The sequence below is a fragment of the Allohahella marinimesophila genome, assembly GCF_039538005.1.
Lineage (GTDB): Bacteria > Pseudomonadota > Gammaproteobacteria > Pseudomonadales > Oleiphilaceae > Allohahella > Allohahella marinimesophila.
This window is the reverse complement of record NZ_BAABBO010000001.1, coordinates 231,820-245,453: the sequence shown is the minus strand read 5'-3', so window position 1 is coordinate 245,453 and position 13,634 is coordinate 231,820. Positions and strand designations below refer to the sequence as shown.

Genomic DNA, 13,634 nt, shown 5'->3' with positions numbered 1-13,634 from the left:
TTATGTCAGAAATGATTACTTACAAAGTTCCTTTGGTTTCATCAAGATACCTGCGAAAGTTTGTATCCTTCATGCAGTCCAAGGGTGTCAGTCAGGAAGCTTTGCTCAACAACACGGGCATAGGTCTGGCCACAATCGATGATGCAGATGCTTTTCTGCCTGTTAGCCAGATTGTCAAGATGCTGGAAAATGCACAATGGCTTGCAACGGACGAAAGAGCGGGATTTCAGTTCGGACAGAAACTTGACCTTATCGCGCACGGTCTGTTCGGCTACGTGCTCCTCAGCCGGGAAAGTAATGCAAAGCTGGTCGAGATGGTGGTTCAACACCTGCGCGTCTGCCTGCCCCTCATCGATATGGAATGCACTGTTACCGGCACACAGGCAAAAATCCGCCTGAAAGACAACTGGAATACCGGAACAGCTCGCCCTTTTCTGACGAAGGTATACCTGGGCAGTATTTATTCGATCGCATCCCAGGTCTCGCATGCGGCCAGCTTCGAGTTCGATTACGATTCCGCACTCGGCGAAGCAGACTGGCAGGCGCTGGCACCTGACTCCAGCTGGCAGTTTAACGGACAACACAATCAGATCACCCTGTCGCTGGTGGGGCGCAAACCCCAGGACGACAACACGCGGGTGGCTTATTCACTGGCGAGGGAAAAGCACATAGAGAATGATGGCGAGTCTGCCGTGGCTGATGATGCAGAGTGCGGCTCGCCGGAAAGTCGTGAGATTGCGGCTCAGGCGCGGGAACAGATTCTGAAGCAGCCCGGGAAGGCAACGCTGGAGCGCACAGCCAAGCAACTCGGCATGAGCTCACGCTACCTTCGACAACATCTGGCAGCCGCAGGCACTTCGTTCCGCAAGATGCGGCAGGACATCCGTCACAGCTATGCCGACCTCTATCTCATCGACACGCCGCTGTCCCTCATGGATATTGCGCTGAAACTTGGGTTCAGTGATCAAGCGAGCTTCACAAAGGCCTATAGAAGCTGGACAGGCAACACACCCGGCGACGTGCGGCGCAGAGGCCGGGACGCGACAGCTCGCGACGAGGCGGAGTGAATACTCGGAAAAGAATGACGTTGTCAATTTACCGGTACATTTTCTGGTCGCGGGCCAGCCTCCGCAGCCACTCCGCCAGACCGGTGGCTACCACCATACACAGACCAGCCAGCAATAATCCGTCGCGATAACTTCCACCGTGACGCGTGATCTCGCCCACGATCGCCGGGGCCAGCATCTGAGCCACTGCATAACCAATGGTCAACTTGCCCATCATCTTGGCTGGTTTGGTGGGATGGTGCTTGCCAGCCATTGTCAGCACCAGACTCACGATACCGATGAATGTGGCGCCGAAGAGGGCCGCACTGAGATAGGCCAGCCAGAGTGCATTGCTGATATATGGCGTGAGTATGCTGAAGGTGTGCAAGACACAGGTCAGCAGCAAGGTTCGATGATCACCCAGTACCCGCGCCACACGGTCGAGGATGAGACACGCTGGCGCTGCCGCAAGGCCGAGCACCAGGAAGGCTCTTGTGCCGGCATTGCCGACCGACTCGGCATCGATGATGGCGACAATAAATGTGGCGCTCACCACATACCCGACACCGGCCAGGGCGTAGGCAGCGCAGAATACGAGCAGATAGTGTCGCGTAGGGGGCGAATCACTGAGTAGCCGCCCGGGAGGTTGAAGATGTGCTTTTACGGGCCTGGGTAGCCAGAACCAGGCAGGAATGGCCAGCACGAGGCCAATGCCGCCGAGCAGAAGCCAGTGTCCTCGCCAGTCGAGCGTGGGTGTGAGCATCTCTATCATCAATGAGGAGAGCGCGATGCCTATACCAACGCCGGCAAAGTGAACGCCCAACTCACTGCGGTAATGATGTCGCATCAGCCAGTTCAGCACGAGCCCAGAGCCCAGCATCAGACCGGCGGCACTACTGAGCCCTGCCAGATAACGCAGGCCACCGAGCCACCAGAAGTTATCGCTCAGTGCCGACCCTGCGGTCGTCGAAACCGCAAGAAGAAGTCCGATTCGGTAGAGTGTATCTTTCGTGCGGAGATCATTGAGCAATGACGCCAGGATGACGCCACTGAAATAACCGAGATAGTTTAGGCTGGCGAGCCAGGCGCCCTCCTCAAGCCCCAGCCAGGTCTGCGCCTGCATCAGTGGCATGAGGGGAGTATAGGCAAAGCGGGCTATGCCCAGCATCAGCACCAGGCTGCAGATGCCCGCGACGAGCACCTTCAGTCGTTCGGCATCGGATTGTATGACCTTTGCCTGTTGAGGTATCAATCAAGCATCCATCGCGGTGCCGGTCGGTGGACGCTCGTCACGCTCCCCGCTTGCCAGCAGATCCTGAGGCGGCGCTTCCGACCCCCTTGGTAGCCTTGATGGCCCTGACCGAACGCTTGCGGGGCGCCGCCTTTCGGGGCGCTCGCTTCATCGCACTCCGCCTTGAAGCCGTAGCACCAGCGTTGAGCAGTACCTCGAGCTCCTCGAGCGCCTCACCAGTGTATACCGCGAGCTTCTGCATGCTCGGCAAGGTGTCGCGGCAGCCGGTGAAACCGAAGTTGAGTGATCCGTCATAGCTGAGACAGGTGACATTGAGCGCACCGCCATGAGCTATCAGAGACACCGGATACATGGCTTCCAGTTTGGCACCTTCGTAATACAGGGTCTGTTCCGGACCAGGCACATTTGAAATGGTGACGTTGAAAACCGGCCTCATGCGTCCACCGAGTCCGGACATGAGCTGCAGGATATATGGTGACATCAGCAGCATCGTGTACTGGTTGAGCGCCGCCCTAGGGAGCTTTTGGAGATGTTCCTTCGCCTGCAGTGTCGAATATCTGATAGCCTCGAGACGCGACATCGGATCGGCTACATCGGTGGCCAGGTTCGCGATCATGAAGCTGATCGCTGTGCCCATGCCAGTGTCGTCGGCCGGTCGGATATTGACCGGTATTCCGGCTGTCAGCGGCTCGTCCGGCAAATTGTTCTGTTCGATGAGAAAGCGTCGCAATGCCGTGCCGCAGAGATAGAGCACGATATCGTTCAGCGAGCTGCCGCTGTTCTTGCTCAACTTCTTCAACCTGCTCAACTGATAATGCTGGGTTGCGAAACGGCGCTGTCCAGTCACACGTCGGTTGAGTACCGAGTTTGGGCCGGAAAAAGGCGCTGTCAGGCCATCCTCCGGATGCCGAACGGATTTCACCACCCTCGTTAGCGCACCGGCCAGTCGCGGTGCCATATCGGCCTGCAGTTTGAGGGCCTCCATCGCCTGCGAGAAGGCCGCAGGCATGCTCGGCTCCCGGTCAGTCTTGCTACCCCGTGTACTTTGGGGCCTCACTGACCAGGGTGGCAGCATATTCGTCTCGTTCGGGTCGGTAGTCAGCACCCGCTGTAACAGGCGCACGCCGCTGATGCCGTCAATCACACAGTGATGCATTTTGGTATACAGGGCGAAGCGGTTGTTCTCGAGGCCCTCGATGATGTGACACTCCCACAGTGGACGTTTGAAATCCAGCGGGTTCGAATGCAGTCTCGATACCAGTATACCGAGTTCGCGCTCACTGCCAGGGCTTGGCAGCGCTGAATGGCGAACGTGATAGTCAAGATCGATATTCTCGTCAGTTACCCAGCCCGGCGCGATGACACGCCCAAGCAGACTCGGATGCGCCAGCTTGGAACACCAGGGCGGTGCTATTTCGAAATCGGCTTTCATGCGGGCCAGCATGTCTCGAAGGAAGGTATCCCCTGCACCTTCGGGCAGTGAAAATATCTGCATGTTGCCAACATGCATAGGCGTATCGTCGGACTCGACCGCCAGCCAGGATGCGTCCAGTGTACCCATTCTTTTCATTGTCATTCCCATATGCTATTCGCAGCCCTTTTCCAGGGCCGTCTCACAAGGGCCCCATGATAACAGTCTTCGCGCTGCTTTGCGGATGTTGACCTGGTTTAATAGTGCGGGCTGAGTCACAGCTGGAACACTCGCGTTGTGCAAAAGCATCCATTGCCGAAGTGTCAGCTTTTCAGGCGGTATCCCGTCCGAAACATCCACGAAACAACACCTATGCACAGGACCAGGAAAAACAGTGCGACGCCAATACTGATGCCAATGCTCACATCGCCTTCACCATAGAAACTCCAGCGAAAGCCACTGATAAGATAGACCGCCGGATTGAAGAGGCTGAATGCCTGCCATTGGGACGGCAACATATCGATGGAGTAGAAAGCGCCCCCGAGAAACGTCAGTGGCGTCACGATCAGCATCGGCACAAATTGCAGCTGCTCGAAGTTCGTCGCCCAGATGCCAATGATGAACCCGAACAGGCTGAAGGTCACAGCCGTCATCACGAGGAAGAAGACCATCCAGCCGGGGTGCATGATCTGCACATCGACGAACAGGGTTGCCGTTGCCAATATGATGGACCCTAGCACGATGGCCTTGGTGGCCGCTGCACCCACGTAGGCCAGCACGATCTCGAAGGGCGAGAGCGGCGCCGACAGCAATTCATAGATTGTCCCGGTGAATTTCGGAAAATAGATGCCAAAGGAGGCATACGAAAGGCTCTGCGTAAACAGCGAAAGCATGATCAGACCTGGAACAATGAAAGCGCCGTACTCCACTCCGCCTACTGCCTGCATGCGGGAGCCAATGGCGGCGCCGAAGACTACGAAATACAGCGCTGTAGTGATGACCGGTGCAACCAGGCTTTGCAGAAAGGTTCGTCGCGCCCTGAGCATCTCGAACCTGTAAATCGCCCAGACGCCATGCCAGTTTGCCTTCATGCTTCAGCCTCGACGAGATTCACGAATATTTCCTCGAGCGAACGCTGCCGTGTGGTCAGATCGGTGTATACGATGCCCAGCGACTCGAGCTGTTTGAGCAGCACACCGATGCCATCAGTGCCAGCCGCCTGACCGGGGCTAGCGCCGAAACCATAATGCAGTTCCGTACCCGCTTCATTCAGCGTCAGGGACCAGGCCGCCAGTTCGGCTGGCACCTGGGTCAAGACCTGATCGAGCTGAATGATGAGCTGCTTACGCCCCAGCTGACTCATGAGCGCCACCTTGTCTTCGACCAGAATCAGTTCACCGCTGCGGATCACGCCGATTCTGTCTGCCATCTCTTCGGCCTCTTCGATGTAATGGGTAGTCAGTATAATGGTCACGCCATCGTCACGCAGGTCCTTGACGATCTGCCACATGTCACGACGCAGGTTGACGTCCACCCCTGCCGTTGGCTCGTCCAGAAACAGGATGCGCGGCTCATGGGACAGGGCCTTGGCGATCATGACCCTGCGCTTCATGCCTCCGGAAAGGGTCATGATCTGATTCTTGCGCTTGTCCCAAAGGCTCAATTGTCTGAGTATTTTTTCTATGTGCTGGCGATTGGGCGGATGGCCGAACATGCCACGGCTGAGCGAGACGGTATCCCACACTGACTCGAAAGCGTCAGTGGTCAGCTCCTGCGGCACCAGGCCAATCATGGCGCGAGTAACGCGATAGTCCCGCTCGATATCGTAGCCTGCGACGGCCACACTTCCAGCGCTGCGGGTGACGATGCCACAGATGATACTGATGAGCGTCGTCTTCCCCGCTCCATTGGGTCCAAGCAGAGCAAAGATCTCACCCTGCTGTATTTCCAGGTCTATCGCGCTGAGGGCGTGATGGCCGGATTGATAGGTCTTGGTCAGACCGTTAATAGAAATGACTGGCGTTGAACTCAAATGAAATGTCCGGCTGAATACGGGAGCGGCCACCATCTCACATGCATGAAGAGGATGCCAAGCTGTAGTACGCCGCGCCCGGCCAAAGCGATCGAGACGCTTGCAGCTGAATCGGCTAAAATGGACTGCCAGGTCAATTGACCTGCATTCGCCATCTGACTCTCTGCCACCGCTCTGTTGACCCCATGAGGCATACCCCATGTTCAAGCGCATCACTCTGGCCGTCATCCTGAGCCTCATTTTTGGCTGCAGTGTCTGGCAGGCCCGCCAGTTCGACGAGCAGTATGGCCCGGCCGATGCTGAGACATTCGATGCTGCCGCTGCGCAGTTTGTAACCACTGAGCCGCAGCTAGCGAGCGCTTCCACAGCAGACGACGCGTCCAGGCCTGAGGTATGGCAGGCCGCCGAACGGGTGTTGGAAACGCGCTGTGTCGTCTGTCATGGCTGCCTGGATTCACCATGTCAGCTGAACATGAGTCGCTGGGACGGTATTGCCAGAGGCGCCGTGAAGACGCCCGTTTACGATGGCACAAGGCTGAGTCCTGCCCGTATTACAAATCTCATCGATGCCCCGCGACTGACGAGCGAGTGGCGACAGGAAGGTTTTTTTCCAGTGCTCAACGAGCGCACGGCAGATTCAGACGCCAATATCAGGCTCAGTGTGCTCGCGCAGATGTTGCTCTTGAAGCAGCGACACCCGGGCGGAGAAGGGAAATTGCTACCGCCAGAGATCAGACTCGGGCTCAATGCCGCTCACGAGTGCCCCACCATTGAAGAATTCGATGACTATGCATCGGAATACCCCAAGTCAGGCATGCCCTACGGACTGCCTGCATTGACACCTGCTGAGCATGAGACTGTGCTGCAGTGGGTGAAGAATGGCGCGCCACATCCGCAACGGCCAGCAGTGGACCAGGCTACAGCCGCACAGCGCGACCGATGGGAAGCCTTTTTCAATCAGGACAGCCTGAAAGGTCAGCTCAGCAGTCGCTACATGTATGAGCATCTGTTCTTGGCGTCGCTGTATTTCGGCGAACGCGAAGAACAGGCCGGCACCATGAGCAAGGCACCGAACCGCTTCTTCAAGTTGATTCGCTCAGCCACGCCCCCGGGCCAGCCGGTCGAACGCCTTCCCAGCCGCCGGCCCTACGATGATCCCGGCGTCGATCGTGTCTATTATCGGCTTGTGCCCGAAGATAGTACGGTGCTGGTCAAGACCCACATGCCATACGCGCTGAATGACCAGCGAATGCAGCACTGGCACAATCTTTTTTTCGAGGTCGACTATGAGGTCAGCAAGCTGCCCGGCTATGATCCTGAAACAGCGTCGAATCCTTTCGTGACTTTTGCCGCTCTCCCGCAGCTGGCACGTTACCGGTTCATGCTCGAAGAAGCGCACTACACTATCTCGGGCTATATCAAGGGGCCAGTATGCCGTGGTCAGGTGGCCCTGAATGTCATCAACGATTACTTCTGGGTAGCCTTCGCCGATCCACGCTTTTCTGCCTTGGCTGAAGATGCCGACTTCATTGCTGACGCGCGCGACCACCTGCGCTTGCCAGCCGAGGACGAAAGCGATGCCGGTCTGTTGGCCTGGGGGAAGTTTGCCGACATGGAGCAGGCCTATCTGAAGAAAAAGGTTGCCGTCATCGACCGGGTAACCCGCAAGGAGCCGATCAACCTGGACTACCTGTGGAAGGGTGACGGCTTCAATCAGAATGCAACACTGACCATTTTTCGCCACGAAGACAGTGCAACGGTGATCAAGGGGCTGGCCGGTACGGCACCCCAGACAGCCTGGGTCATCACCTATCCCTTGCTGGAGCGCATACATTATTTGCTGGTGGCCGGGTTTGACGTGTACGGCAATGTCGGTCATCAACTGAGTACACGACTGTATATGGATTTTCTGCGAATGGAGGGCGAATTCAACTTCCTCGCCTTTCTACCCTCCCAGGCACGTATCGCCGCGCGTGACCACTGGTATCGTGGTGCCAGCGAAGACGTCAAGGCTTATGTCCATGGTCGATACGCAACTCTGTCTGAGGATACCGGCATGAGCTTCGAGACGGACGATCCCCTGCATGAATTTTATGGCGATTTGAAGCGCTTCTTTTTGCCATTGCAACCAGAACACCTCGAGCTGACAAACCCCGAGCCCGGATCAATCGAAGCAACGCTCACTCAGTTAAACGATGTTTACGGCGGAGCAGTCAGGTTCATGCCCCAGGTCAGCTTCATACGGGTGGTGAGCAAAGATGTACAGGAAGCTGAGTGGTTTTCACTGTTGCATCACAATGCTCATCTGAATATCGCCCACCCTTTCAATGAAGAAGAACGACGAGTACCTGAAGAAGATCAGCTCATGATTCTGCCGGGCTTCGTCGGCGCTTACCCAAATGCGTTATTTTCGGTGGAGTCTTCAGATGTGGAAGATTTCGTCACCCGCTTAGGCGCAATTGACTCAAAGGATCACTATGAGGCATTTGTCGATCGCTACGGCATCAGACGAACTGACAAAGGCTTCTGGCCCTTCAGCGACGCGCTGCATCAATCGCTGGCACACAGGCGGCCACTTGAAGCCGGGCTATTCGACTTCAATCGCCTTCAAAATCGGTAAATGCTTCACGAGCGGGCAGCTTGCGGCAGATCAAGTTTCCAGAATGTCGTCTACACTAGACTTGTTGAAAGCATCTGACCGGACTGCCAGTAGAGGGCCGACGAAATTTCCGACACTGCTCCCATAGCCAACAGGCAAAACCGCCGTCCGCCCGAGCTCGTCCGCCAGGATCAACGCCTGCGCAAGCGACGACTTGGTATGTCTGTGGTGTCCTACACCCTGACGCTGTGCATCGTGACCTTTGCCTGGTCGCAGGCGCTCGTGCCGAGCCGAATACTGTTCGAGTTCATTGGCTTCATGGTTGGCTTCAACGTCGTTTTCTTCTGGCTCATTCACAGTGACCTGAACCTGAGATTTCGCGATCCCAGTATGACTGCGGTCCAGATGATCGTGTCTCTGATTCCTGCCCTGTGGGTGGTCTATGCGCTGGACGATGGCCAGGCTCGCGCGGTCTTCCTGCTAGTGGGCATCGTCCCCGCCCTCTATGGAATTCTGGCGCTCAACACACGACAGTTTCTATTCGTCGGTGTGTTTTATCTTCTGTTTTATGGCATTACGATGTTGATGCTGTGGTACGACGGGTCGACGCTGCTGAATCCCCCACTCGAAGTGATGCAGTTCATTGCCCTCGCCCTGGTCACTACCCAGATTGCCGTCATCGGTGGCTATATCAATAGCCTGAGGGGCCAGCTGAGAAAACGTAACGGTGAATTGCGCGTAGCGACCACCGAACTTGCCGAGGCGCTTGAGAAAATCGGTGAACTTGCCAGCCGGGACTCGCTCACCGGCGTCTTCAACCGACGTCATCTCCTCGATGTCCTGTCCAAGGAAGCCAATCGTCGCAAGCGCAGTACCGGGCCGTTCAGCCTCTGCATCATGGACGTCGACTGGTTCAAGAAGGTCAATGACGAATACGGCCACAAGGCGGGTGACGACGTGCTCAAGGAAGTCGCGCTGGCGACCAGTCGTGATCTCCGGGGCATAGACTGCTTCGGTCGCTACGGTGGCGAAGAATTTCTGCTCATCCTGCCGCAAACGCCGCTCGAAGGCGCCCGGGTCAAAGCGGAGCGGGTTCGTCAGAGCATCGAAAACCTGCGCTTCCCGGAGATAGGCCCGGATTTCCGTATCACCGTGTCAATCGGCCTGGCAGAGCACCGTGACACGGAAGACGTCGATGCCACCATACATCGAGCTGACATGGCGCTATATCAGGCAAAGCACGATGGAAGGAACCGAACCGTAGGCGAAGACTCTCTCCCGGCGGCCTGAGCTCAGGCCAGCGGACGAACGCCAGCAAAGAGCACATTGTAGCTACGTCCTGTCCATGCCTGCATCAGGCTGAAGTCTCTTTCCAGTATGCGTACCTCGAAGCCTATCTGTTTCATGCAGGCTTCAACGGTAGTGATGGCGATAGCTGTCATCGTGTGACGATCATTCCACTGCGCGGCTTCAATGCCTCGAGCCGGGTCTGCCATACGGTTGATCGACACCAGCAGATCGAGATCTTCTCCCTCCCCACGATAACGCCAGCCAGAGCGAAACTCGAAGCGGACGCCATCCTGCTCGGCCCGGCTGACGGCGTCGCGCTGCGCTACTCCGGCCTTGTCCGCCAGGTCGAATACGAGAACACCGCCAGGGCGCAGGGCCTCGAAAGCAAGCCTCAGCGTCCGTTGTAGCGACGCCGAGGGATGGCTGTAATGCATCGAATACAGGAAACAGGTGATCAGGTCGAAACGCCGGGTAAAGTCGAAATTTGCCAAATCCTGCAGGATGAGTGTTGCTGACGGACATCGCCGCCCCGCGGCTTCAAGCATCGCGGGACTGTTGTCCAATCCGCTTACGGCGAAACCTTTCGCCGCCATATGGCTGAGGTGTTGTCCTGTGCCGCAGGCGAGGTCGAGCAAATCTTGTCCCCGGCTCTCGCCGAAGGCCCTGAAGAGTCTGTCGGTAAAGGCACACTGTTGGGCATAGTCCACGTCAGCACAGAAACAGTCGTAATAGCGCGACAGATCGGCGTAGAGCCCCGAATCAGCGGAACGGTCGACTGTCGTCCTGTTGCTGATCTCAGGCTGCTCCTCTGGCGCTATCGAAGAAACCGACACATTGGGCGAGTTTCGCCTGTTCGGAGGCTGCCTGATCGACGAAATGGATGCCGTACTGGAAACGGCCGGATTCATCCTTGCGCCAGACGATATGGCCCGAAATAGTACAGCTCGCCTGATGAGAGAAATCGTTGACATCCTTGCTAGGCAAGCGGATTTGCATCTCGACTTTTTGCCCCTTCTCGAAGCGGTTCTTGATGAGCAACTTGATGCCGGTCATGCTGATATCCTGGGTAAGCCCTTCAAAACGGTGTCCACCAGCATTGACTGTGACGAGTAGATGACCCGGGACGCGACCATTGGTTCGTCGCTCCTCGCTGGAGGCAGTCTTTTTCTGACTCTCTTCCGGCTTGCGATACTTCATGCCAGTTAGCTGATTCTGAAGCCTGGTATTGAGCGTGAAGAGCGCTTCACCGATATTGGCTGTATTGCCAATCTTGCGGGCATTGTCCTGCAGCATCTCGAACAAGGCTGCGAGCGTCCCATTCACCTGCTCAAGGCCATTCAGCTGCACAGTAGAGGCCTGGCTGATCCTCTGGTTCAATCCCGTGGTTTCGGAGAGGTCGGTCCCCATGGCCTCGATGATATGGATGGTTCTTTGAGAGGATTCGCGATTGGTTTCCATATCAGCGACCACACCATCCATGACCTGTGCGACCGACCCCACACGCTCAGTGAGATCACCAACGATTCTCGAGACCTCCTCAGCAGAGTGACCGGCACGGCCCGCCAGGGCTCGCACTTCATCCGCTACCACAGCAAAGCCTCGTCCGCTTTCTCCTGCCCGCGCAGCCTCGATGGCCGCGTTAAGTGCCAGCAGATTCGTCTGCTCCGAGATCGATCGAATTGCAGCCACGATTTGTCCAATAGTCGCTACAGCCACCTTGAGGTCATTGACTTCGGAAGAGGCGTTACTGATGCCGTCGCCGATGATACGCATTCGGTCAATCGTCCCCTGCACCGATTTCACGCCTTCAGCCCCGCGAGCTTCCGTCTGCAGGGCTTTTTCAAGCGTGTTACCACTGAGGTCGCGCACCTGCTCGGACGCTTCGAACAACATTCTTGTCGCTTCGCTCACCTCGGTCGAACGTGCTTCCTGGGTTTTGGTGATCGTTTCGATCTCCTGAGAGACAGCCGCGATCTGGTAAGCGGACTGACCCATATGCAGCGATGAATCGTCGATACTTGAAAAGAGCCCATTCAGGCGATCGAGCATGCTGTTGAACTGAACCTGCAGCTGGCCGATTTCGTCTTCGGAAGTCACGTCGACAGATTTCGTGAGATCGCCTTTTTCAACCGATTTGAGTGATTTCAACAGGCCATTGAGCGGTCGGACCAGTACATTGGCCAGCAGGGCTATAAGCGCAAACTGAATGATGAATTCTATGCCAGAGCCAATAATCGCACTGGTCATGATCTCGTCGAAGCGCGCGTTGAGCACGCTCATGGCCTGCTCGGAAACGCCCTGAGCCTTTGCCAGTGCGAGCATGGAGAGCAGATCGCTGCGCTCTACCAGCCGGTTGTATATCGTGATCGCCATCGTGATCGCGAAAAACACGATCTGCAGCTTCCAGCGAAGTCCCAATCTTGACCACCAGCCCACTTCAGTTTACCTCGAATCATTTGAATGGTCGCAAAACGACAAAGAGTAGTCCTATAGGTATAGCAGCCTTCCCAAAACAGGGCCGGAGTAGGGGCAATATTTAATGTTTTCTTCGGTAACTCTGCCCACTCGACTATTCGAATTCAAAAAAGGAGCCGGTAGATAATTCAGATGCTTGTATATATTACAAGACGCTCTTCAGAAGCTTAAAGCAGATCAATCAAATGCTATAACTTGGGCCAGGACAGCCGAACTGAATGATGGTCAATACGGCCCTTGCCGAGACTGCGCCCCATAAAAGCAGGCCAGACAGGGTTATGGCACATTATTCGCAGCGTTATGTACAGTTATCCTCCCAACGCAGGAAGCCTCTTTTGAGACAAGAACATGAACGGAATATCCGGCAGTCATTAACCATTCTCATGACGACCGATACCGAGGGCGAAGTCTGGTCCTATACTATCGACCTCTGCGAGGCATTGCAGGCTCACCCGGTCTGCATAGAACTCGCTTTGATAGGCAAAGCGCTATCAACGCAGCAAAGTGAGCAATTGGCTGCCCTGCCGAACGTTCAGGTTCATGACAGTGGATTTGACGTGCGCTGGATATCGGACTCCCCACCTGACATCAAGGCATCCGGTCAATGGCTAGTGCAGCTCGCCGAGAGTCTGAAACCGGATCTCGTTCACCTCAATCACCTGGCGTATGGCGCATTATCCTGGTCATGTCCGGTTCTGCTGGTAGGACATTTCTGCATTCTGTCCTGGTGGGCGGCCGCCAAAAATGAAGCCGCCCCAATGCCCCAATGGGCAGGCTATAAGACCTTGCTCAGCGACAGTATTCAAAAGGCCAGTCTGCTCGTCGCACCTACGCTGGCCGCCCTGCACTCCTTGCTATCTCACTATGGCCCTGCGGAAAGAACCCGGGTCATCTATAACGGCCTCAGCCGACCCGAAACGGCGGAGCCAGCTGAAAACGAAGACGATGAAGTCTCGATACTCGTAGATGGAGCGATCTGGCAGCAGGACAGTCATCTGGCAGTACTTACAGCTATTTCCAAAGAACTCGCTTGTTCGGTCTATGTTGCTGGAGAAGCACCCTCATCGAATAGCAGTGAGCGATGCGCCGAAGGGGTGACCTTCCTTGGACATGTTTCGCCGGGCGAACTGCAGGACAGGCTTGTTCGAGCCAGCCTTTACGCGGCGCCGACGGCTTACGAGCCTCTTGGCCTGGGCGCTCTCGAAGCCGCGAGAGCAGGTTGTGCACTGCTATTGGGCGACATCAAGAATCTTCGGGAAGTGTGGGGAGATGCTGCGGTCTATGTCGCCCCTAATGACGTCGATGCATTAAGGGACAAGCTATATAATCTGATTACGCGTCCAAAGCGTCGACATTATCTTGCAACAGCCGCTTGGGCCAGATCGAAGCGCTTCACGACAGCTTCCGCTGCGAAAGCCTATCTGCAAAGTTACCGGTCACTGCTCGCTACAGAGGATGAAACCGCTCAGCAGCTGCCGAGGTCCAACGCCGCCTCTGAAGCGCTATTGGCTGAAACCTGAGTCCGAAAT

10 protein-coding genes are annotated in these 13,634 nt (G+C 56.2%); 4 read left to right on the top strand and 6 right to left on the bottom strand.

Annotation, left to right across the window (positions count from 1 at the left end; genetic code table 11):
* Positions 1-71 precede the first annotated feature (71 nt).
* Positions 72-1,067, top strand: a complete 996-nt coding sequence (locus ABD735_RS01120) for a helix-turn-helix domain-containing protein (RefSeq protein ID WP_344802422.1) — start codon at positions 72-74, stop codon at positions 1,065-1,067.
* A 28-nt stretch (positions 1,068-1,095) separates the two neighbouring features.
* Here the strand turns inward: ABD735_RS01120 and ABD735_RS01115 are convergent, their stop codons facing one another.
* From ABD735_RS01115 to ABD735_RS01100, 4 genes are all read right to left on the bottom strand, one after another.
* The gene (locus ABD735_RS01115; protein WP_344802420.1) at positions 1,096-2,298 is read right to left on the bottom strand and encodes a YbfB/YjiJ family MFS transporter; all 1,203 of its coding nucleotides are present in this window, start codon (positions 2,296-2,298) and stop codon (positions 1,096-1,098) included.
* Between the two features lie 37 nt (positions 2,299-2,335).
* A complete protein-coding gene (locus ABD735_RS01110) occupies positions 2,336-3,874 on the bottom strand; it encodes a WS/DGAT/MGAT family O-acyltransferase (protein WP_344802418.1) in 1,539 nt (512 codons plus the stop codon).
* Positions 3,875-4,032: 158 nt separating this feature from the next.
* Entirely contained in the window at positions 4,033-4,800 is a 768-nt protein-coding gene (locus ABD735_RS01105; protein WP_344802416.1) for an ABC transporter permease, read from the bottom strand.
* Positions 4,797-5,777 carry an ABC transporter ATP-binding protein gene (locus ABD735_RS01100; RefSeq protein WP_344802414.1) on the bottom strand — a complete coding sequence of 327 codons (981 nt, stop codon included), beginning with the start codon at positions 5,775-5,777 and terminating at the stop codon, positions 4,797-4,799. Before ABD735_RS01100 ends, ABD735_RS01105 begins: the two co-directional genes overlap by 4 nt.
* 163 nt (positions 5,778-5,940) lie before the next feature.
* On the opposite strand from ABD735_RS01100, the gene ABD735_RS01095 reads away from it, so the two are divergent.
* Positions 5,941-8,361, top strand: coding sequence for a fatty acid cis/trans isomerase (locus tag ABD735_RS01095; RefSeq protein ID WP_344802412.1), 2,421 nt, complete (start codon positions 5,941-5,943; stop codon positions 8,359-8,361).
* Between the two features lie 198 nt (positions 8,362-8,559).
* Positions 8,560-9,630, top strand: coding sequence for a diguanylate cyclase (locus ABD735_RS01090; RefSeq protein WP_344802410.1), 1,071 nt, complete (start codon positions 8,560-8,562; stop codon positions 9,628-9,630).
* A gap of 2 nt (positions 9,631-9,632) precedes the next feature.
* On the opposite strand, the gene ABD735_RS01085 is transcribed toward ABD735_RS01090, so the two are convergent.
* Together ABD735_RS01085 and ABD735_RS01080 are read right to left on the bottom strand one after the other, a co-directional pair.
* Positions 9,633-10,463 carry a class I SAM-dependent DNA methyltransferase gene (locus ABD735_RS01085; protein ID WP_344802408.1) on the bottom strand — a complete coding sequence of 277 codons (831 nt, stop codon included), beginning with the start codon at positions 10,461-10,463 and terminating at the stop codon, positions 9,633-9,635.
* On the bottom strand, positions 10,426-12,048 hold the full coding sequence (locus ABD735_RS01080; RefSeq protein WP_344802406.1) for a methyl-accepting chemotaxis protein: 1,623 nt from the start codon (positions 12,046-12,048) through the stop codon (positions 10,426-10,428). The genes ABD735_RS01085 and ABD735_RS01080 overlap by 38 nt, the downstream gene beginning before the upstream one ends.
* Positions 12,049-12,440: 392 nt before the next feature.
* Here ABD735_RS01080 and ABD735_RS01075 point away from each other — a divergent pair, with 392 nt between their 5' ends.
* Positions 12,441-13,625 (top strand): glycosyltransferase, encoded by a 1,185-nt coding sequence (locus tag ABD735_RS01075; RefSeq protein WP_344802404.1) that lies wholly within the window; start codon positions 12,441-12,443, stop codon positions 13,623-13,625.
* The last annotated feature ends 9 nt before the right edge of the window (positions 13,626-13,634 follow it).

Excerpts from the sequence above, each read along its gene's own strand:
- ABD735_RS01105 (WP_344802416.1), bottom strand. The coding sequence starts at position 4,800 with ATGAAGGCAAACTGGCATGGCGTCTGGGCGATTTACAGGTTCGAGATG.
- ABD735_RS01110 (WP_344802418.1), bottom strand. The coding sequence starts at position 3,874 with ATGACAATGAAAAGAATGGGTACACTGGACGCATCCTGGCTGGCGGTC.
- ABD735_RS01120 (WP_344802422.1), top strand. The coding sequence starts at position 72 with ATGCAGTCCAAGGGTGTCAGTCAGGAAGCTTTGCTCAACAACACGGGC.
- ABD735_RS01100 (WP_344802414.1), bottom strand. The coding sequence starts at position 5,777 with ATGGTGGCCGCTCCCGTATTCAGCCGGACATTTCATTTGAGTTCAACG.
- ABD735_RS01095 (WP_344802412.1), top strand. The coding sequence starts at position 5,941 with ATGTTCAAGCGCATCACTCTGGCCGTCATCCTGAGCCTCATTTTTGGC.
- ABD735_RS01090 (WP_344802410.1), top strand. The coding sequence starts at position 8,560 with ATGTCTGTGGTGTCCTACACCCTGACGCTGTGCATCGTGACCTTTGCC.